Origin of the sequence: Alcanivorax sp. IL2 (assembly GCF_047495475.1) — a bacterium.
Lineage (GTDB): Bacteria > Pseudomonadota > Gammaproteobacteria > Pseudomonadales > Alcanivoracaceae > Alcanivorax.
In genome coordinates this window covers 3164188-3186179 of the sequence record NZ_CP179932.1, presented here as the reverse complement: position 1 = coordinate 3186179, position 21992 = coordinate 3164188, and the positions used below count along the sequence as shown (strand labels likewise).

At 59.6% G+C, this 21992-nt stretch carries 14 protein-coding genes; 3 read left to right on the top strand and 11 right to left on the bottom strand.

What is annotated here, in order from left to right; all coding sequences use genetic code 11:
* Positions 1-4: 4 nt before the first annotated feature.
* Together acnA and ACMG4N_RS14650 are read right to left on the bottom strand one after the other, a co-directional pair.
* On the bottom strand, positions 5-2749 hold the full coding sequence (acnA, locus tag ACMG4N_RS14655) for an aconitate hydratase AcnA (RefSeq protein WP_414432200.1): 2745 nt from the start codon (positions 2747-2749) through the stop codon (positions 5-7).
* Positions 2750-3062: 313 nt separating this feature from the next.
* A complete protein-coding gene (locus ACMG4N_RS14650; RefSeq protein ID WP_414432199.1) occupies positions 3063-3560 on the bottom strand; it encodes a M48 family metallopeptidase in 498 nt (165 codons plus the stop codon).
* Between the two features lie 99 nt (positions 3561-3659).
* Here ACMG4N_RS14650 and ACMG4N_RS14645 point away from each other — a divergent pair, with 99 nt between their 5' ends.
* A complete protein-coding gene (locus ACMG4N_RS14645; RefSeq protein ID WP_414432197.1) occupies positions 3660-4274 on the top strand; it encodes a lysophospholipid acyltransferase family protein in 615 nt (204 codons plus the stop codon).
* A gap of 209 nt (positions 4275-4483) precedes the next feature.
* Here ACMG4N_RS14645 and ACMG4N_RS14640 read toward each other — a convergent pair whose 3' ends face one another.
* The 3 genes from ACMG4N_RS14640 to ACMG4N_RS14630 form a co-directional block, all read right to left on the bottom strand.
* Complete coding sequence (locus ACMG4N_RS14640; RefSeq protein WP_414432196.1) at positions 4484-7498, bottom strand: parallel beta-helix domain-containing protein; 3015 nt, start codon at positions 7496-7498, stop codon at positions 4484-4486.
* Positions 7499-7536: 38 nt separating this feature from the next.
* Entirely contained in the window at positions 7537-10029 is a 2493-nt protein-coding gene (locus ACMG4N_RS14635) for a hypothetical protein (RefSeq protein ID WP_414432195.1), read from the bottom strand.
* A gap of 345 nt (positions 10030-10374) precedes the next feature.
* Entirely contained in the window at positions 10375-11967 is a 1593-nt protein-coding gene (locus ACMG4N_RS14630) for an ABC1 kinase family protein (protein ID WP_414432193.1), read from the bottom strand.
* Between the two features lie 359 nt (positions 11968-12326).
* Between ACMG4N_RS14630 and ACMG4N_RS14625 the strand changes: the two genes are divergently transcribed.
* Complete coding sequence (locus ACMG4N_RS14625) at positions 12327-13586, top strand: hypothetical protein (protein ID WP_414432191.1); 1260 nt, start codon at positions 12327-12329, stop codon at positions 13584-13586.
* Positions 13587-13598: 12 nt separating this feature from the next.
* Positions 13599-14015, top strand: coding sequence for a hypothetical protein (locus ACMG4N_RS14620; protein WP_414432190.1), 417 nt, complete (start codon positions 13599-13601; stop codon positions 14013-14015).
* Positions 14016-14192: 177 nt separating this feature from the next.
* Here ACMG4N_RS14620 and ACMG4N_RS14615 read toward each other — a convergent pair whose 3' ends face one another.
* The 6 genes from ACMG4N_RS14615 to ACMG4N_RS14590 form a co-directional block, all read right to left on the bottom strand.
* A complete protein-coding gene (locus tag ACMG4N_RS14615) occupies positions 14193-16145 on the bottom strand; it encodes a monovalent cation:proton antiporter-2 (CPA2) family protein (protein ID WP_414432188.1) in 1953 nt (650 codons plus the stop codon).
* 102 nt (positions 16146-16247) lie between these two features.
* Positions 16248-17039, bottom strand: a complete 792-nt coding sequence (locus ACMG4N_RS14610; protein ID WP_414432187.1) for an endo alpha-1,4 polygalactosaminidase — start codon at positions 17037-17039, stop codon at positions 16248-16250.
* 120 nt (positions 17040-17159) lie between these two features.
* Positions 17160-18248: an OmpA family protein gene (locus tag ACMG4N_RS14605; RefSeq protein ID WP_414432185.1), complete on the bottom strand. Its 1089-nt coding sequence runs from the start codon at positions 18246-18248 to the stop codon at positions 17160-17162.
* 56 nt (positions 18249-18304) lie between these two features.
* Positions 18305-18781, bottom strand: coding sequence for a spore coat U domain-containing protein (locus ACMG4N_RS14600; RefSeq protein WP_414432184.1), 477 nt, complete (start codon positions 18779-18781; stop codon positions 18305-18307).
* A gap of 14 nt (positions 18782-18795) precedes the next feature.
* The gene (locus ACMG4N_RS14595) at positions 18796-21060 is read right to left on the bottom strand and encodes a fimbria/pilus outer membrane usher protein (RefSeq protein WP_414432182.1); all 2265 of its coding nucleotides are present in this window, start codon (positions 21058-21060) and stop codon (positions 18796-18798) included.
* Between the two features lie 131 nt (positions 21061-21191).
* Complete coding sequence (locus ACMG4N_RS14590; RefSeq protein WP_414432181.1) at positions 21192-21986, bottom strand: molecular chaperone; 795 nt, start codon at positions 21984-21986, stop codon at positions 21192-21194.
* Positions 21987-21992 lie beyond the last annotated feature (6 nt).

The window sequence follows — 21992 nt, the reverse complement described above, 5'->3', positions numbered from 1 at the left end:
TTCTCTACATCATCTGCCGCAGCACATAGTGCAGGATGCCTCCGTTCTTGTAGTACTCCACTTCGGCGGCGGTATCCAGCCGTGACAGGGCCTCGACTTTCTGTTCCTTGCCGTCCTTGCGGAATACCACGGTGACGGTGTCACTGGGCTTCAGGCCATTGGTCAGGTCGGGAATGTCCACTTCCTCGCTGCCGTCCAGGTTCAACGTCTTGCGGTCGGTGCCCTCCGGGAACTGCAGTGGCAGCACACCCATGCCGATCAGGTTGGAGCGGTGAATGCGCTCGTAGCTTTCCGCGATCACCGCTTTCACGCCCAGCAGATTGGTGCCCTTGGCGGCCCAGTCACGGCTGGAGCCGGTGCCGTATTCCTTGCCGGCTACGACGACCGTGGGCACGCCATCCTTCTGGTAGCGCATGGCGGCGCCGTAAATGGAAATCTCCTCGCCGCCGGGCAGGTGCCGGGTGAAGCCACCTTCGATATCCGGGGTCATCTCGTTGCGGATGCGGATATTGGCGAAGGTGCCACGCATCATTACTTCGTGGTTGCCCCGGCGTGAACCGTAGGAGTTGAAGTCGAGGGGCTCCACGTCGTGCCCCTGCAGGTAATGGCCGGCTGGGGAATCCGCCTTGATTGCCCCGGCGGGGGAGATGTGGTCGGTGGTGATGGAATCACCCAGCAGCGCCAGGATGCGGGCATCCTTCACGGGTGTTACATCGTCCACTTTTTTGGTCAGCCCATCGAAGAAGGGCGGGTTCTGGATGTAAGTGGAGCTGCTGTCCCAGTCGTAGGTTTCGGAATCCGGGATCGGCAGGCTTTGCCAGACCTCGTCGCCTTCAAACACGCTGGCGTACTGGTTGCGGAACATGGTGTTGTTGATCTTCACCAGTTCTTTCTGGATTTCCTCTGAGCTTGGCCAGATGTCTTTCAGGTAGACTGGCTTGCCATCCTGGTCCTTGCCGATGGGGTCCTTGTCCAGATCGATTTTCACGGTGCCCGCCAGAGCATAGGCCACCACCAGCGGCGGCGAGGCCAGCCAGTTGGTGCGTACGCTCTGGTGTACCCGGCCTTCGAAGTTACGGTTACCGGAGAGGACCGAGGCCACCACCAGGTCGCCGTCGCTAATGGCCTTGTCGATTTCTTCGGGCAGCGGGCCAGAGTTGCCGATACAGGTGGTACAGCCGTAGCCCACCAGATCAAAGCCGATATCGTTGAGCGGTTTTTGCAGTCCGGTCACGTCCAGGTAATCGGTGACTACCTTGGAACCCGGCGCCAGGGATGTCTTCACCCAGGGCTTGCGGTTCATGCCTTTCTCGGCGGCTTTCTTCGCCACCAGACCGGCGGCCAGCATCACGCTGGGGTTGGAGGTGTTGGTGCAAGAGGTGATGGCGGCGATTACCACGTCGCCGTGGCTCATGAAGTGTTTCTGGCCGTCGATCACCACCGGCACCTGGCTGCCGCTGGGTTCGTGGTTACCTACCGCGGTCTGGCCGCCTTCGCCTTCCAGCTTGCTGATTTCGTCGTCGTTGAGCTTGAGGGTCTCGGTGACCACATCAATGAAGGTGCGCTTCACGGCGGTGAGCGGCACCCGATCCTGGGGCCGTTTGGGGCCGGCCAGGCTGGGCACTACATCGCCCAGATCCAGTTCCAGCACGTCGGTGAATTCCGGGTCCGGGTCGCTACTGGAGCGCCACAGGCCCTGGGCCTTGCAGTAGGCTTCGACCAGGGCAATGGTGTCCGCGTCGCGGCCGGACAGCTCCATATACTCGGTGGTGCGCTCATCAATGGGGAAGAAGCCACAAGTGGCGCCATATTCCGGCGCCATGTTGGCGATGGTGGCGCGGTCGGCCAGGGTCAGGTCGGCCAGGCCGTCGCCGAAGAATTCCACGAACTTGCCCACCACGCCGCGGCGACGCAGCATCTCGGTGACGGTGAGTACCAGGTCGGTGGCAGTGATGCCCTCGCGCAGTTTGCCGTTGATCTTGAAGCCGATTACCTCGGGAATCAGCATGGCAATGGGCTGGCCGAGCATGGCTGCCTCTGCCTCGATACCGCCCACACCCCAGCCCAGCACGCCCAGGCCGTTGATCATGGTGGTGTGAGAGTCGGTACCTACCAGGGTGTCCGGGTAGGCGTAGGTATTGCCGTCCTCGGCCTCGGCGGACCACACGCCCTTGGCCAGGTATTCCAGGTTCACCTGGTGGCAGATGCCGGTGCCCGGTGGCACCACGCGGAAGTTGTTGAAGGCTTTCTGACCCCAGCGCAGGAACTGGTAGCGTTCCCGGTTACGCTGGTATTCGATGTCCACGTTTTCGGAGAACGCCTGGGGATTACCAAACTTGTCCACCATTACCGAGTGGTCGATGACCAGATCCACCGGCGTCAGCGGGTTAATGCGCGAGGGATCGCCACCGGCCTTTTTGATGGCATCGCGCATGGCAGCCAAGTCGACCACACCGGGGACACCGGTGAAATCCTGCATCAGTACACGGGCCGGGCGATAGTTGATCTCTTTGTCAGAGCGCTTGTTTTCCAGCCAGCGCACTACGGCTTCCACGTCAGCGCTGGTGACGCTGTCGCCGTCTTCAAAACGGAGCAGGTTTTCAAGAAGGACTTTCAGGGAGAAAGGGAGCTTGCTGAGATCACCCCAGCCTTTGTCGGCGACCGTATTGATATCGAAGTAATGATAGGTCTTGCCGTTGGCTTCCAGCGTTTTCTTGCTGTTCAGGGTGTCCTGGCCAATCCGTGTCACTACACACCTCCTGGGCTCTGATTGGAGTCCCGCGCAGGCGGATAGAGCGACCGCCAGCGGGAACACTGGCGCAGGATCAGTACAGCATTGCCACAAACCGAGGCACTGATGACCCTGCGTTATGACGTTAAGTCATTTCATACTACGCCCTTATGGCGGGGACATGAAACTGCCGGGCAAGGTCTTTGGCGATATCCTGGATTTGGAATGTAACGGCTTGTTGAATAAAGGGGTTTTGACGTTGCGGGGGGTGTTGCCTTGCCTGGGTAAGGGGCGGAAAGAGCCCTTGCCGGCGTTGAGAAAAGCAGGGTTGTCAGCCGCTTGCGATGTCCTGCCAGAGTAGCCAGAGGCGGGTGTCCAGCTCCAACTGGTGGTAGTCCGGCGCCATGTGCGAGCAGAGCTGGTAAAACGCCTTGTTATGCTCCGTTTCTTTGAGGTGGGCCAGTTCGTGGACCACGATCATGCGCAGAAAGGCTTCCGGCGCCGCCTTGAATTGGCTGGCGATGCGCAGGCTGTTATGGCTTCGCAGTTTGCTGCCGTGGATACGGGTTTGCCGGGTGTGCATGCCCAGCGCCTGACTCAGCGTCTTCAGCTTGGCGTCGTAATGGGCCTTGCCCAGCGGCGGTGCCTTGCGCAGGTACTGTTGCTTCAGGCTGTTGGCATACTGGAACAGGGCCTTGTCGCCCTGAATATCATGTTTGTCAGGGTAGCGCTGTTGCAGATAATCACCCAGCTGCCCGCGGTCAACCAGGGTTTGGGCCTGCTGCTGGATCTGGGTGGGGTAGCCGGTCAGGTAATGCAGGGGATTCATGGGCCGGTTATCGCTTCATGGATGCGTTGGGCGTTAGTGCCAATGTGATCATTGAGCCGCGTGGGTATGATCGCCGCTCTCTTTGCAATGGACAATCCCATGTCGTCACCCCAGGACTCTGATTATCCCCGTCGCGGCAATGCCTTTTCCCGGGCGCTGGCCCGTGGTTTTTTGCGCCTGGCAGGCTGGCGGGTGACCAATTCGATGCCGGCAGTGCCCAAGGCAGTCATCATCGGCGGGCCGCATACGTCCAACTGGGATGGTATCTATACCCTGGCGGCGATGATGCAGCTGGGGCTGGATGCTCACGTGATGATCAAGGATAGCGCCTTCAAGGGGCCGTTTGGGGCAATGCTGCGCTGGATGGGAGCGTTGCCCATTGCCCGCCACAAGGCGGGAGGGGTCGTCGAGCAGACCGTGGCGCAGTTCAACAGCCGCGACAAGCTGGTCATGGTGGTGGCGCCGGAAGGCACCCGGGGTGGGGCCACACAATGGAAAACCGGTTTCTACCGTATCGCCGAGCAGGCCGGTGTGCCCATCGTGTTGGCCACAGCGGACTACCAGAAAAAAGAGATTACCTTTGCCCGGGTGATTGAACCCTGTGGGGATGTGGAAAAGGATCTGGAGCATATTTTTCAGTGTTATGCCCAGGTCGAACCCCGTCACCCGGAAAAGCTGTCAGCGCCGTTGAAGGCGATTAGAGACAAGCGCTGAAAACCGCCGGGGGAGTCTGGGAAAATAAAAACCCTCCCCTTGCGGGGAGGGGCCAAACGCTCCTCCCGGAGACAAGGGGAGGAGGGAGGGGGAACTGATGTTGATGCGCCAGGCGGACTACTAAAAGCCCCTCTCCCTGTCCCTCTCCCGCAAGCGGGAGAGGGGACCTTTCTGGAAAGGTTCGGGCGTCATCGCTTTTCGGCGCTTTGCTAGTTGCAGGCGCTGCCGTTGGTGTAGCTACTATCCACGACCTGATTGATCCACTGATCCAGTAGCGTGGTGGCTTCGTCGTGGGCCACGCTGCGGGCGATGGGGGGCATCATCCGTTGCGGGTCGTTTTCCGCGGCCAGGCGGCAGGAAACGATGGAGCTGTTCGCGCTGCCCGGGACCACCACATGCTGGCGACCACAGGAGCCGCCGCCGGTGGCGGTGGGTTTCTTGCAGATGCCGTAGCTGGCGTCCACTTCACGGAAATGATCCAGGTAGTAGCCCGTGTTGGAGGCGGCGCCCTTGTCGTTGTGACAGTGCTGGCAGTTCACTTCCAGGTAGGCTTTTACCCGACTTTCAATATCCGCATCGGAGTTGGCGGTGTTGCCGCTGTCGCCGGGCACGTTCCAATGCGGCAGGCGCTCGATGTTGCTGGCCACGCCGTTGCTGATCTGCAGCTCCGGAGTGCCACTGAGGATGCCCACGTCAGTCCAGTACTGCAGCTGGTTGAGGCGCGGGAAGCCGGCCTGTCCAGTGTTGCCTATGAAGGCGGATTCCGGTTTGTAGGCACGGTTCAGGTTGCGCGGCTTGGGACCGATAGGGGCGCTGCCGCCGGCCTGGTCGTCGTTGCCATGACAGGTGATGCACTGGTTGGCGTTGGGTACGGAGTAGTTGTCAGTGCTGCCGGTGAGCAGGGCGCCTGAGTCGCTGTCGCGGTAATGCCAGCTGGCCGGAGTGCTGCCACCGCCCATGCTCAGAAGTGCTACCGGTTTGCCATCTTCTTCGCCCCAGATATAGGGGAGTCCTTCCCAGAAAGGTTTGCCGCTACTGCTGGTGCGTTTGATCAACAGGCGGGTCTCCACCAGCGTTTCATTGCTGTTGGCCTCATCGGTGAAGGCGAAGCTCTTGGCAAGCACGGTGCCGGTGGGGAAGTGAATGCCGCCATTGGGGTTGCTGCCGCCCTGGCCGTCCCGGTACACCGCCTTGGTGCCGGGAGGAACAAAGGCTACACGGTATTTGGTGGCGTAGTCGGAGAACAGTTTGGTGTTCAGCACATAGGGCACGCCGCCTTCATTGGGCAAGCTGCGTGGGTCGCTGGCATCGGCAAACAGGTTGTACTGTTCCAGGCGCGGGCAATTTACTGCCAGGGCGTCGCGATTGATTTCACCGCTGGCCACGTCGGTGTTGCAGAGTGCTTCCACCACTTCCGGTGACGGCGCAGGATCGAAATCACCGCTGGGTTCGAAGGGGGGGATTTCCACCCGTGGCAGTGACGGTAACAGTTTGCCGAAACGGGCCTGACAGTCGTGGTCGGACAGGTTGGTATCCGAAGGCATATTGAGTAGACCCTCCAGGGCATCAAGCAGACCACCGGGGGAGAGAATCGAGAAATCCTGCTCTGCCAGCGCCAAGACCAACTCCAGTCCATCGGTACCGTGGAAGTTCAGGTAGGGTTCGCTGTCCTCGGAAAAATCGTTGTCGTGGAAACAGGAGCCCCAGGTGGGCTGGATACGTGCATTGTTTTCATCGAATTTGTAGGCGTTGTAATGACAGGCCGGGTTGGGGTGCTCATTGGTGTGCAGCGGCTTGCCGTTGCTGTCCATGGGCACCGGGTCGCCGTTACTGTCCACCGGGTAGGGGCAGTCCGCATCCAGGCCATCACGAAGGCCGTCCCAGACTATGTGGGCGCCTTTGCCCAGGTTGAGGATGTTGTCCAGGCTGCCCAGCAATTGGGTGGGATCATTGATGATGGGCAGGTTCTTCAGGCCGATCAGGGTGGGTAGTACGCTTTCCACTTCACCGTTGGCCAGTTTTTCCAGGTCGGGTGGCGGAAGGTCGTAACCGGAGTTTTTCATCACATTGTTGTGGATGTGCAGCCCTTCGGTATAAGGGTCCAGTTTCTTGTCGGCGGTGTTGTCTTTGCCATCAATCAGCTCATAGCTGGTATAGATGACGGCGGCGGTGCTGTGGTCTTCAAAGGTGTTGTTGAAGACCTCAATGTTGTCGTAGCCCAGGGTGATAAAACCGGTGCCGCGCGGCACCGCTGAGACCAGCCCGCTCTGGGCAAAGTTGTAGGTATTGTTGTTGCGGGCCAGGTTGTTGAGCATCACCGAGGTGTCGCCGTACTGGGTGATATTTTCCAGATCGTAGATCAGGAAGCCGCCGGTATTACATTCGGCCACGTTGTTGTCGTATTCCCCGCCTTGCACATTTTCGATTTCGAAACCCATGACGTTATAGATGGCACGGCTGTCGCGAATGATGGCGGTGTTGGTCTGGCCCACGTAGATGCCGGCATCGGAGGCGCCCACGGATTCACTGCCTTCCACCAGAATGTTTTCCGATTCCACCGGGTAGATACCGTAGCGGCCGCTGGTGGCACTGGGTACGTAGTCGGGGGTAGGGTCACCTTCGTTGAAGGGCGGGTTGGTACAGGCCACATGCAGCCGGTCGCCGTAGTTGTCGGCGGTGATCGGCTCGCCGCCACCAGACCACATGGCGCGCACATTGCGCAGGGTGCCCCATTTCACGCCCTTGAGTTTGAAGGCGTCGCCGGGGGAATCCAGGATGGTCAGGTCTTCCACGGTAATGCCGCGAATGTTGAGCGCTTCCAGGCCGGTGACGTTGGCGCTGTTCTTGAAGGACAGTACGGTTTCGTCTTTGCCGCAGCCTTCAATAAGTACATCTTCGGTGGCCTGGATCAGCAGCCCCTGATCCAGATCGAAGTAGCCGCAGTCGAATTGCAGTGTGTCGCCGGGGCGCAGCTGAATCATGGCGTTGACCATGTCTTCAGTGGCGCTGTCGCCGGGGGAAATTATAAAGGTGCGGCCTTCCCCGGTGGGCGGGGTAATCGGGTCGCCACCGTCATCGCCGCCATCACTTCCTCCCCCGCCATCATCGCCGCTGTTGGCGGTGGGGGTGTTGGCTGGGGCGCTGCTGCCGCCACCACCGCAGCCGACGACGACGGTGGTGGTCAGTAACAGCAGAAAGAGTGACCGGGCTGTTAGTGTTTTCATGGTATTCCCCAAAGTCTTGTTATTTGTCGGCGGCGCGATTACTGCGCCGCCTGTTCAAGCCGTTCCCACATGCGCAGGTAGGCTTCCGCCGAGGTGAATAACTGGTTGATGGCGTCGTCGATCTGTTCCGGCGGGCGGTCACTGTTCGCCACCATGTCGGCGATCTGGTCCGGGTAGAGGCCGTAGTGGGCCACACCCCGGCCTTCATACAGGCTGAAGGCGTGGTCACCGGTGACTTGCTTGTCGAACACCACACGACCATCCACGGAGGTGAACGGATAGAGGCTGTCTTCCTGATCCGGTGTCCCCGGGTTACCGGCCAGGGCGGCGATACCGTTCACATCGGAGGCAAAGGGAGCGCCGCCGAAGGGCCCCACCTTGAAGGCATCCGGGCGCGGGCGGTTGCCATCGCGGGTGAGCTGGTCCACCCAGTCATCGCGGACACTGCCGAAGGAGGCGCTGATACCGCCCTGGGCGGCGACACGGTCACGCAGGGTTTCGGTGCCGCCCCAGTTGCCGTGGCTGTTGATGATCGGGTAGCCACGCGGGGCGGTCAGGTCGAGAATCTGGGTGGCGGCCTTGCGGCTGATGTGGTCGGTTTCAATCATCATGCCGCGTTTAGCCAGCTCTTCGATCAGGAAGAAGCCCAGGTCAGTCAGCCCGCGGGTGTTGCACAGGTGGTCGGTGCCCCGGCGCGGGTCGAGTTCGGCCAGCTCTTGCGGGCTGGCCGGGAATCGCTCGCCCACATAATCCAGCTGGAACAGCAATTGCTCGAAAATGCCGTAGGGTTGTAGCGGGTCGGCCAGCGGGCTGTCATTCACCGCGTGGTCGTGATCCGGGCATTCTTCGAATTCCACGGTATGACCGGTTTCCAGCAGGTTGCCCCCGTACAGTACGGCGCCAATGCCGATGCCGTCGGACAGATCCGGCAGGTGGCCACCGAAGGCGTTATCGAATTTGTGCACCGGGAACAGGCTACGCACATCCATGGCATAGAGGCGATCCAGCCGCTCCACAATTTCCTCGCGGCTGCATTCGGCCACCCCCAGGAACTCGCCACAGTTGAGCGCCTTGGAGGCTTCCACGCCGAGGATCACTGCCATCTTGCCTTCACCGATAACCTGGCGGGCCTCGCTGGCGCTGGTGACGATGCGGAACCAGCCTTCGCCGGGGCCGCCCTGTTGGGCGTCGATGTAATCCTCCATGCGATGCATCAGTTCCGCCTGCTGCTCAATGGCGGCCACGGTGTCGCAGTCATTCTGTTTCTGCGGATTGATCTGGCAGAGGATTTCGTTGTGCACCAGGTGATTGACCAGAATCTTCAGGCCGGACAGGTGGGCCCGTTCGATCCATTTGTAGTAGCTCTGATGGTGTTGCAGGGAGTCGTTGCGCGGCCAGAAGGGAAAATCCGGCCAGCCTCGGGTTTCGTGGGGGCCCGGATTGCTGGTGACCTGTTCCACCAGGCCGGTGAGGCCCTGGGGGCCATGGTTTTCTGCGCAATCGTGGAGGGCGTGATCGACACCGAATTTGTGGAAGGGGTCGCCATAGTTAACCCGGCCGCCGATGAATTCGTAGGCGGAGATATGGCTGTGGGCATCCACGTAGCCGAACAGGTCGTCGTTATCGATGCCCGGGGTGCCGCGGAAGCGATCCACTTCTTGCAGGTAAATGGCCGGGCCGCTGTCGGCCACGGTGGCGTTCAGTTCGGCTTCCGGGTAGCCGCTGCAGCCGTCGGCGTCGTTGAGCACAAAACGGGTGTCGGCGTTTTCCAGACTCGGTGAGGTAAGGGTCAGCCCGTCGTCGCTGGCGGTGAGCAGCAGGCCGGTGACCTGGGAGGCCAGGGTAAAGCTGTCGCCCTCGCTGGGATTGAGGTTCCATACCGACAGATCATTGGCGCTGGATACCATAGCCAGGGAGGGACGCAGGGTGGTGTTGCCCAGGGAATCGCCGATACCTTCCAGGCTTTCCCCCAGTTCCCGCAGCAGGCCGCCCAGCGGCGCTACCGGGTCCAGCACCAGATTGAGCGTGTCGCCCAGGCCGGCCACTAGGTAGCTGAGTTCGCCGACGAAGTTGCCGCCCTGATCCAGCAGTTCCCCGGCGGGATCGCTGATGCCGAGCAGCTCCTTTTCCCCGGTGCTGCCGGTGGTGCGCTGGTAATCGGACACCAACAGATAGCGGCCCAGGTCGGTGGGTTTGAGGGTAAAGGCCGTAGCTTGTGCCGCCTCTGTGGTCAGGCTGTAGGCACTGCTGGCGGTGTCCGCCTGCAGGAAGCGTCCGTCGCTATTCAGGGTGTAGCAGCCATTGGCGAACTGGAAGCGATTGAGCGGTTGTGGTTCTGGTGCCGGTTCCGGGCCGGGTTCCGGCGTGGGGGCCGGGTTCTCGGTATCGGGTTGGCGCGGTTGCTCTGCGGTAGTGGTGGCGGAAGTACCACCACTACCACCACCACAGCCGGCCAGAAGGCTGGCGGCCAGTAGCAGCGAGCAGGGCAACGCAGAAGCAGTCAGGGCCGGAGCCCGGGTCAGTTGTAGCATGGCTAACCCCTTAAGGGAGTCCTCGCGATGCGGGGCGCCCGTTGTTGTTATGGGTACGTACGTTCTTATTGGTACGTTTGTACAGCTAAAGGCTTGGGGGAGGCTGTAGCGTTATTGTCAAAAAGGGGGAGGGGTTTGTTACTGGAGGGGCTCGGGGGGAGATCTAGCGATAACTGTGTAGGGTGCACTGAGCCTAGGGCGAACTGCACCGATCAGACGCCGGGATGGTGCAGTTCGCCCTAGGCTCAGTGCACCCTACGGAGAGGGGGAGAGTGGGTTGGGAGAGCGGTCGCCCCTACAGGGCGTGGCAGACGACCGCTTACACAAAAAACGAAAAAAGGGAGCTTACGCCGCCTGCTGGTTATCCAGCGGACGGGTCAGGTAGCCCAGCACCAGAGCGGCGATATCCACCTTGGGCTGGTAGTGCAGGAAAAAGCCGCCCAGGGTGCCGAACACCCGCGCCAGCATGATGAAGTCGCCGGGCATTTTTTCCACCGGGTCATGTTCCAGCCGGCCCAGCAGGTGACTGACCTGCTGCATCATTTCCTCGGCGCTGGGCCAGCCCTTGTCCGGGTCCGGGTAGATGATGGCGTTGCGCACCTGATCGAGAATGGCGGCGACGAACGCCAGCAGGGTATCCGGGTTGCCGCTGCGGGTGGTGAAGCCCATGGCGGTAAGGGTGTCGGCAATCACTTTCTGATCATCCACCACGCAGGCCTGCAAGACCCGGAAGTAGCCGTGCCGTGCCGCATCGCTGAGGCTCTGGGCACAACCGAAATCCAGCAGTACCAGGGTATCGTCGTCGGTGATCATGATGTTGCCCGGGTGCGGGTCAGCATGAAAGACGCCACCATGCAGCACCTGGGAGAACCAGGCATCCAGCAGCCGATGCAGCACTATACCCAGGCGCTCCGGGTCGGTGTGGTGCAGTTCATCCAGCACGGTGGTGAGCTTGCGCCCGTGTACGAATTCAGTGGTCAGCACATGGCGGCTGCTGTGTTCTGCCACCAGGGCTGGTGTGGTGATGCCGGTGACGCCGGCCAGCTGCTCGCCGATCTGTGTCATCACCCGGGCTTCGCGCTGATAGTCCAGTTCTTCGCGTACGGTGCGCTGGATTTCACTGACGATGGTGTCCATGTCCATGGGCGGCAGGGCGGATTTCACCGCGTCCATGAACACTTTTAGCAGGGTCATATCCAGCTCTACCACTTCGTCCAGGCCCGGACGCTGTACTTTGACGGCGACCTCGCGGCCATCGTGCAGCTGTGCCCGGTGTACCTGCCCGATGCTGGCTGCGGCCAGCGGCTCCGGGTCGAAATCGGCAAACAGTTCACCCAAGGGCTGACCGAACTCCTGTTCCAGCACCCTGGCAATGTCATCGAAGGGCACCGGGCTGGCTTGATCCTGCAAGATCGTCAGTTCATCCACCCAGGCCTGGGGCAACAGGTCCGGTCGGCTGGACAGCAGCTGGCCGATCTTCAGGAAGGCGCCGCCCTGCTCCAGGGAGGTATCGCGGAAGCGGCGGGCATTGCGCTGGTGCAGGCTCTCCAGGGCGGCCTCGCGCATGCTGGTTGGCAAAAAGGCAGAGCGGGTGCCCCACAGGCGGTAGCTGGCCACCACCTTGGTGAGCATCCAGCCGGTTTTGCTCAGCCGTTTGAGGCGGGTCGGCCAGCGGCGCGCCTCGTCAGCCAGGATCTGCATTTCCTCGTTCACGGCGTTGGCGCCCCGGCCCACCGCCTTGCAGGCCTTGAGGGCCTGGTCGGCGATGTCGCGACCCTGCCAGGCGGTTTTCTCGATGGCCCGGATACAGCCCTCCACCACGGACAGCCAGGCCTTCAGGCCACTGTCTTTCTGCTTGCGCTCGGCAAAGTCGTTGAGCGGCTGCCAGTTGGGCTCTGCCGGGGTGGTCGGGGTTTGTTGCAATGACGTGTTTTTCATAAGGCACGCCTCCGCTTTGTGAATAGGTGTTCACAAAATAGGGATGAAGGGCTCGATTGGCAAGCAAAACTGTTTACGACCGTTCACTTTGTAGGGCAATTCAGGTCGGGGCGTTGATGCAACGGGGTTCCAGTGCGTCAGGGAATGATGGCTTGGTGCTACCACGGGTAACCTTTCTTTGGTTCTTTCGTACTAAATTCAAAGGGTTACGTGTTTCGGTGTGATGGGCGGTACAGCCATATGGATAACCGGCACTGCAGGCAACGTCTCCCTCACCCACAGTGGACAGACTCCGATACCGTTTGGGAACGGCGGGTCGGTGCCCTTAACGATAATAACAACGTAATCAGAGGAACCTGATGACAACCACTACCAGGATGTTGGTACCAGCCGTGTTGTTGCTGGCACCGGTGGTCCAGGCGCAATCTCCTGCGTCGCTGGAAGACATGGAGCGGCGTCTTGAGCAACTGGAAATGCAGCAGTACGAAAAGCAGAACAACTGGAGCGACCGTATCTCCGTTAACGGCTTCATGACCTATGGCGTTACCCGTCACGATGTTCATGTTCGCGCTAATAACGGTGACCCGATCGATTACATTGATCGTACTAGCGACGAGATTTCCCACCGGGAGCTGTCACGGGCGGGGATTCAGTTCAATGCAACCATCAGCGATGAGACCAGTGCTACGGTCCAGGTGCTGGCCCGGGGGCGGGATGATTACGATGCACAAGTGCAGTGGGCTTACCTGAGCCATGATCTGTCGCCGTCGGTGACGGTTCGGGCCGGCCGTATGGTGTTGCCATTTTTCATGCACACCCAGTACAACAATGTGGGTTACACCTACCACTGGGCGACCTTGCCCGGTGAGGCCTATGACGTGGTGCCGTTTGACACCATGGAAGGGGTAGACCTGAGCTGGAATCTGAACACCGGTCCCGTCTCCCATCGTCTCAATGTATATGGCGGTGCCACCGATGTGCCCAGTTTTTCGCTGCCGGCCCCGGTGGTGTATGAAGTCAGCGAGTTGACCGGCATCAATCTGACCAGCCAATGGCGGGACTGGACCAGCTGGCTCAGTTACAGCCACGCGGAAGTGACCCTGGATCTTACCGACCTTGCCGGCCCTACCGGTTTGCCGGTGGCGGCATTGGAAGAGCCGGTCAGCCTGGATGAGGCTCAGACCTATATCAGTAGTGTGGGCTTGCAGTATGACAATGGTGCCATGGTGCTGATGGCAGAGCGCACCCAGCTGGGTATCGAGGGCTGGTTTCCCACCAAGTGGGGTGGTTATGTCAGCGCAGGGTATCGCTTTGGGCCGTGGATGCCGCACGTGACCTGGGGCGCTGCCAATGCCCACGGCGTCAGTGAAGCACAAAGCGAAGGACCGGTAGCTGCCAATTTCTCTGCGGCCAATCAGGTGCGCAGTAAAAGCTGGACGCTGGGTTTGCGTTACGAATTGGAAGTGGGCGTTGCCGTGAAACTGGAAGCGCAGCGCTTTTATGACATGAGCAACGACAAGATCATGACTAACGGTCTGTTCACTCCCCAGGGGTCGGCACCTTCCATTGAAGAGGAAGAACCGACGGTATTCCGGCTCACTGTCGATGCGGCCTTTTAAGGGAGAATGATCATGTTGAAAAAAGTGTGTGCTGTCTTCCTTGTTCTTTGCTGCCCCGCGTTATCATCCGCCGGCATGCTGGTGATAGTGGCGGAGTCTTCGCCATTGGCGCAGATGGATCGTCATGAAGTCCGTCAGCTTTACATGGATAATGCGTCCCGCTTCGAGGGTCATACCGTGACCGTGCTGGATATGCCGGAGGGCAGCCAGCAGCGCGAACGCTTCTATGAGGGGGCCACGGGCAAGTCCGCGTCTCAATTGAAAAGCTACTGGGCCAGAATGATTTTCACCGGCCAGGGTATGCCTCCACGGCAGGTGAAAAATGCCCGGGACATGGTTCAGCAGGTAAAACAGAACCCGGGTGCCGTAGGTTATGTGCATGAATCGGATCTGCAGGAGGGATTACGGGTGTTGTTGCGTTTGCCATGATGGTCAGTGGCAAGTTGCAACGCGCGACCAGTGTGCCAATCGATAACCACGACCGCCGCGTTCCAGCGGCGGTTTTTTAATGATGTGATAACTCGCGCTGAAGCGCGGCCACTGTCGGTGCTGCATCGACTATAGCTATCGCGCGTTGCAACTTTCTACTTGTAACTTGCTACTGCCTTACCCTCCCAGCAAGCGGTTTTCCGCAGCTTCCACTGCTTCCAGCGGACCATAAAGAATCACCGTATCTCCCGGCTCGAGGACCAGCTCTGGATCAGGGCTTTCCAGTGTCCGCTCATCCCGTTTTACCGCCCGGATTTCCACATCCCGTAATGCACAGCGTGCAATGCTCCGACCGATGCCCCGGGCCTTGTCGGATAACGTCACTGCATGCAACAGCCGGTACGGGTTACCGGCACTGTCGGTAGTGGGCAGGGTGTCGCCGTGATAATACCCCTGCAACATACGGTAGCGTTCCCGGCGGGTCTTGCGCAGCGTGGCCATGACCCGGTCGAAGGGCACATCCAGCATCATCAGGGCATGGGCAACCAGCATCAGCGAAGCTTCCAGTACTTCGGGGACCACTTCTTCCGCACCGGCATCGATCAGCGCATCAAGGTAAGTGTCGTCCCGGGTACGTACCAGGATGCGGATATTGGGATTGAGCTCCCGAGCGGTGTGCAGGATGCGCTCTGCCAGGCGCGGATCGTCAAAGGTCACCACCAGCAGGCGAGCGTGCTGAATACCGGCATTGACCAGGATTTCCTTGCGGCTGGAATCACCAAACAGGATGTGTTCACCGGCGGCGCTGGCTTCCTGTAGCCGTACCAGATCTCGATCCACCGCCACCGCCTTGAGGTGGAAACTGTTCAGGTAGCGCATCAGGTTCTGACCCACCCGGCCATAGCCGCAGAGGATCACGTGGTTGCGGGTTTCATCGGAGATGGGCGTGTCTTCGGGAATCTTTTGCCAGCGTTGCAGCAAGCGGCGGGTAAGGCGCCCGCTGTTGTCCAGCAAGGCGGGCGTGAACACCATGGTCAGCACCACGATGGAGACCAGCAAGCCAGCCTTGTCCGGCGTAATCAGCTGATGAGAGACCCCCAGTGCAACCAGCACAAAACCGAACTCCCCCGCCTGGGAGAGAATCAGCCCGCTTCGCATTGCGGTATCGCTGCGCTCTTTCAACAAGCGCAGCAGCGTAAATATCAGCAGCCCCTTGAACAGCATCAATGCCGCAGCGGCCAGTATGATCCAGTGCCACTGATCGGCGAACAGGTTCGGGTCCACCAGCATGCCGACACTGATAAAGAACAAGCCCAGCAGCAGATCCCGGAAGGGGCGCAGGTCGGCTTCGATCTGATGGCGGAAGTGACTTTCGCCCAGCATCATGCCGGCCAGAAACGCGCCCAGTGCCATGGACAGGCCCAGCCAGTGGGTCACCCAGGCCGCCAGCAATGCCAGCAGCAGGGCGGTCATGACAAAGACTTCATCGGAACGGGCGCGGCCGGTTTCTTCCAGCATGCGTGGCAGCACCCAACGGCCGATCACATAGATACCGGCAAACAACAGCAGGGATTTACCCAGCGTCAGTGACGCCACGGACCACATAGGGTCGCTGTTTTCCTGTGTGAGGATCGGCAACATCACCAGCATGATCACCGCGGCCAGATCCTGGAATAGCAGAATACCGGTGGAGGTTCGGCCGTAGCCGGTATTGACTGATCCCCGGGAGATCAGATCGCGGATAACAATGGCAGTGGAGGACAGCGACAGGGCGCAGGCGGTAATCAGTGATGGCGTGTAGTCAAACCCGAGCAACCGCATGATAGCGAACACGGCCAGGCCGGTTAGGGCGACTTGCAGCGGGCCGGCGCCGAACACAATGCGGCGCAGGGTCATCAGCCGGGGAATGGAAAATTCCAGCCCCAGGGTGAACAGCAAAAAGACGATGCCAAACTCGGCCAGATGCTGAATACCTTCAGTATTACTGACCCAGCCAAAGCCGAATGGGCCGGCGGCCAGGCCGCAGAGCAGGTAGGCCAGGATGGGCGGCATGCCAAGGCGCCGAAACAGCACCACGGCCGCCACGGCGGTGCCGAGCAGGACAACAATGAGTGTCAGGGCATCATGCATAAACGTGTCGGGTTCCCCAAAATCCAGACTACCAGTGTAGCAGCCCGGTCATGGCAGGCCAGAACCGTATCTTGATCGGTATCAACAGGATTGGGGAAGGATTCAGAAACAGCTGAAACGGAAGCTGTCGTCCAGTGCCAGGGGCAGGGTCATGGAGCGGTAGCCCAATACATCCATATGTTCGCAGTGGAATGCTCTCTCTCCGGCATCTTGGCTGAACCGGTAGTCGATGTGCAGCACCGGTTTGCCGGCATCAATGAAGGGTTGCAGCAGATGGCATTCGCGCCATTCATGGCAGGATTCGTTGATGGCAAAGTCGGCGTAGTCCACCAGCTCATCCACTTGCTGCAGGTCGTTTTTCAGGGACACGGCCAGGCCATGCTGGTGGGCGGTGCGGAACAGGAAACGGTTATAAGACAGTTGCTGTTTGCCATTCAGGGGGAAGCCGGTTTCATTGGTGTAGCCATCCACATTGTCCGGATCGACCCCGTCGCAGCCTTTTTCAGCAGCCAGTTCAATGCGGTCCGCCATGCGCTTGCGAACATTGAGGGAGCGGATATCCAGCCAGCGCTCCCCAGGCCAGTTGCCCAGCCGCCGACCCTTGTCGGTGGGCAGAAAACGGTAGCGATCCGGGCGCCAATTCTCGTAGGTGCCGGCAGAAAAATAACAGATCACCTTTTTGCCGGCGGCCTGCAGGTCATGAATGACACTCTCTTGGGTATCGAACAGGTCCACCAGGTACAGTTCCACGTCATAGCCGGTGTTGATCGCACCTTGCAGCTGGATCTGCCACTGCACATCCACGGGCGGCTGGTACCACTCGGGCGCCAGATTGCCGCCATCGGTGGGTAATGGCAGTAGCAGAGCGGAGACGAGACTGAGCGAAAGATGCATGGCGACATACCGGAATTGAACACCTGGATGCTAGCGGGTTTCCGGGTCGGCGAATGTTACGTTATGAGATTTCTTTGTAAGAATGGGGCAGGGTGCGCGGCCTCATCAGAGGCCCCGTTATTATCTCTGTTCCATGATTTCCCGGGATGCCTCGATGATGGCTTCCACACGCCGGTTGCGGGCACGGCCCTCTTCGCTGTCGTTGTCAGCCACCGGCTGGCTCTCGCCCAGGCCGAGCGTATCAATGCGGGTTGCATCAATCTGGAAGCGGTCAATCAGTACTCGCTTGACCGCCCCGGCTCGGGCCTGCGAGAGGGCCTGGTTGTAGACGGCGCGCCCTACGCTGTCCGTATGCCCCTCCAGCATGAGCTGGCTATTCGGGTATTTCACCATCACGGCGGCGATTTTTCCGATGTCAGTCAGGTAGCGCCCCGGGACCTCGGTACTGTTGAATGAAAACTCGATATCCAGGGTGATGTTGACCGATTCGGTCAGCATGATGGGGCAACCTTCCGCATCCACTTTGGCGCCCTGTGGTGTGTCAGGGCATTTGTCCTTCCGGTCTTCTACCCCATCACCATCACTGTCGACCCAGGGGGCAGGTTGCGGTGCCGGCTTGGGCTCAGCTGCGGGCGCGGGAGGATATTGCTGACCCAGACGGTAATTGAGGGCAACAAAGGGGTGCTGGTCGGTAAAGTTATCGCCGGTGTCGACCAGGTGACGGTAGCCCACATCCAGCATAAGGTGTTTACCCAGCAAACGTTGCACGCCAAGCTCCAGCAGGACCATGTTTTCCTTGACCGGGTTCTGCGACTCCGTGGTCAGTTCGTGACGTGCATAGCCCAGCCCCAGGTAGGGATGGGTGGTGAACAGATTGATGCCACTGCCGTGTAGCCTGGCCTGCAGGCTTACCTGGCTGTGTTCCACTTGCCGTTCTTCGTCGCGCAGGGCTCTGTCGGCCTCTCCATACTGAAACTGGGCTGAGACATACCGATTGAAACGGCGGCCAACCTGGAAGGCCGGGCGCCAGAAATCCGGCAGTTGACCTGTTCTTTCGTCATCCTGCTCGATCATGTAATAGCCCACTTCACCCCCCACGTACCAGTAGGAAACAGGCTTCTTTTCGTGGTTTCCCATGTCAGCGAATAAAGTGACAGGAGCCAACAGAATGGCCAGGGCAAGACGCCGGAAACCGAAGTGCGTATTCATTGTGGAGTTGCCGCCATAAAGAGACCTTCAAAAGCCTGCCGATAACATGTTCGGGGTTAGTTGAACTCCAGGGTGACGATCACTGTGTCACTGTACTGTCCTGCCGGTCCCCACTGATTGGTCGGGATCCGGCCATATACGATGAGAGGAGTGCAAACGATACGACAGCGACCAGATACCGTCTCGGTTCCAGCCGACCCGTCGCCAAGGATTTTCCTCCGTTGTCGGTCAGAATATAAATTGTAGTCGAGGGTTGCCCCCGAAGAGTGCATCAGACGACGTGGTGTAAAGGTACTGGAATTGCCCGTACCAATGCTCATTTCATAGCTGACAGGGCGCGGATCCAATCCATCCTGTGTGCAGGTGAATATAATTTGTCCCTGACCATCAGCGGGTGTGGTTTGTAATGACATCACTGTACTGAAATTGACCAGGGTGCTGCCATCCGGGGTGATGAAACTGCAGGAGGCGGCAAACAGTGGCAAAGGCAGGCTGCTGGCGAGAAGCGCAAGTAGAACAATGAATCTTGGCATGCTGTAGTTCCTCGTCATGGCGCCATTACGCAGTATGCCGGAGAAAGCTGTGGAGTTCGTTCGCCGGCCGGGGGGATCGCCACAGTGATTTCACATGGCCGGGTTCCGTTATGGGTTACAGACAGTGTGACCTTTTCCTCGGCGGTTTTCACATAGACCAGGCCATCAAACCCGACAGGGTAGGGCTCCGCATCAGGAGTATTGGCGTTGGTAACTAGCGCCGCGGCAGACAGCGGCTCGCTGACGCCATTGGGCTGGATAACGACAACGGGCACCAGCGCATCGCGATAGATGATGAAATCCGGGGTAACACGGACTAGCGACAACTCTTTGGGGGCGGCCAGGACTTTCTTGTCGCCCAGTGTGGTGTTGTAGGGAAGGTCGCGTTGGTTGATATGCAGTTCGGTTTCCTGGAAAGGAGGGAGCCCGACCAGCATGGACCGGCCTTTCTTGTCGGTGGGAATGGCGTTGACACGAACGCCGGCAAACTCCGGTCCAAGATCAATCAGGGCAAAGCCGCCGTTGGCAAAACGGGTGGGTTTGATGAAATCCTTGCTCATTACGACACCGCCGGCCACACCGGCTCGATAACTGCGAATGCCTGCTGCATCCACGGCAGAGGCAAAGGCGCCATAGGCAGGGCGTTCCATGGATGCGGAAATGGCTGTCAGGTCACCGCCCTGCAATCGGTGCCTCACCTGCACGCTGGGATACCCTGCCTTCCCCAGTACCCGCAATCGTGCATCTACCACGGCTTCTTCATCGCGCGCCTTGCTGGCTTCCAGGCTGCCGCGGGTGCGGGGCCTGCTGGACAGGGGCATTTCGAAGCTGGCCAGGGTCAGGCCGTCCCTGTCGGGTTTCAGCTGTTCGGTATGGGAAAGGCGAACACGCAGTTGTCGGCGGATATGGAAGTAGATGCCGGTGGTCAGGGCAGTTCGCACGGGGGCACTGTCCGGATCGCGATACTGGAAGCCGAAACGCAGCCCCACACCCTGCCAGGGCTGGCCGGCAATACTGCCAACCCATTGCTGGAAGCCGTCCGTATCTAGCGGGGTGGTGTCCAGCGAAGGGGTAAAACCATTCTGCTGCTGTTCGTAGGAAAAGGCGTAGCTATAGCCCTTGTACTGGTTGCTCAGCGTAGCGGCTGCGGCCCAGGGCTGGTCCGCATCGGGCAAATCCCGGGAGGTGGCAAGGTGGGTTTGCAGGGCGCCGATTCGAGGCAGGGTGGTTTGCGCGAAGATCCCGCCATTGACGTGCTGCTCCGAGGCGGCGGCTGCGCCGACCCCGAGGGTGAGCCAGCGGCTCATGCCCCGGCGATAACTGAATGAAGAGACCAGTTGATCGTAGTCATTGCTGAAGCCCTGACGTTGCAAGCCTGCCGAGATCTCGAAATCATCAAAGCCCTGTCGCAGCTGGCCCACCGTGAAGTAGGAAGGAATCTCAAGCGTACTGATGGTTCCATCCGCTTCACGCACGGTCAGGGTCTGGATGGTGTTGCTGAAAAGGGGCTGGTTGATCACATCCACGGGACCGGGAGGAACTTGGTATCCGCTGCCGAAGTAGGCATTGCCGATGACTTCGGGTTGGTCGAGCCCTCGCTGGGCGAGCAGCAATTGCGCCTGAGTATCGACGATAGCCTGGAAATCGATCACCGGCCCGGTGACCAGCTCGGGGCGGGTGGCGTAGTTACGGGTAATCTGGAAACCGGCCAGCGCGGCACCTGTGCGCCATGGCGTGCGCCCGGCAAAGGCATCGCCGATACGGAAGGTGGTGGTTTCATCCGGGTTGTCGAATTGCCAGTAGGTGGCAATGCGTTGTGTCACGGTGTCATCGCCGATGACATAACCGGAATGCTGGCTTTGCAGCACGCCCCAGTCGCCAAAGGCGCCCAGGCCAAGAAAGCCGTTATAAGCGGTGTCAGTATTTTCTGTCTGGCTGGCAGTGAGGTTGTAGTTCACAAAGCCACCGGTTTGAGGCTCTCCCAATCTGGCTCTTGGCGTTTGCGCTGACATATCAATGCGGGTGGGGCAGAAAGAGTCGGCTGTCGCACTCAGGATGAGAGTCTGGTTGCTCTCATCAATATGCAGCGCAATGCCATCCTGTTGATCAAGGCGTCGATAATGGCGCTGATCAACGGTGATGACAGGAGCGGTTTTCAGGGCACAGAGTCTGGCCTTGCGCAGGTCTTCGGTCAGTGCGAGGACGGCGCCACAGTTATCACGCAGGATAAAGTGCTCCCCCAGGTCGCGGCCGTTGACGATCCATTTCAGCAGGCGCATGGACGAGTCGTCGTAGCGGGTGCTTTCCCGTTGCGGGTTATCGCAACCTGGCTGTGGACCTGTCGAGTCTGCAACGGCGCCTTGATGACCGGAAACGCTTAACAATAAAAGCAGAACCGGTCCGGTCAGCGTCAGGGACCTTTTTTGTTTTCTGGCTCTCCCAGCCATACAGTCCCTCTTTCATCAAACCCCTGGCTGCGATACCCGTAAATATCGGTACGAAGGCGAATCTGGGCGTTAGCCGGGGCTTTCACGTGCCATTCCCGGGTCTGGTCGGCAAACACATAGGGAAAGCCTTGAACGGGCTGGGTGGACTGTTCCAGCAAATCGTTTTTTGTCAGATCATCACGGTCGGCGTTAGCTCGAAAGGCATCCAGACCGATAACCCGAAAGTTGGCACTGCCGACATTGCTCACACGCACTTGCCAGATGCCGTTCTGGTAACCGGTGACGATTCTGGGTTCTGGTTCAATGTTGTCAGGCGATACAAAAACAGGAAGGCCGATGCGCACTGCCATATTAGCGCCACCGGATTGCCGGGCCCGGGCGGCGGTGTCCTGAAGGTAAAGCCGGTAGCTTTTCTCTTTATCGGGCATGGCCGGCATATGGCGTAAACGGATGACCTGACGGCCCCCGGGCTTCAGCATCAGAATCGGCGGCGAGACGAAGATGTCATTGCTGGGCGTGAGATTGTCCTGATCACCGTCCTGTTGCCATCGCATCACCGTGGTTTGTAGCGTCACGGTGCTGTCGCTGTTGTTCTCGATGCTGAGTTGCGTGGTCGGGTTGTTGTCGTCGAACTGAACCCGCAACGGCGTGATGCGAAAACTGCCGGCTTGTGAGGAACAAGCCAGCAGGAATGACAACAAAAAAACAAGCAGGCGCGGGCGAAATGCCAGGCAATACCTGGCTCCGGCGACGGGCATCCAGAG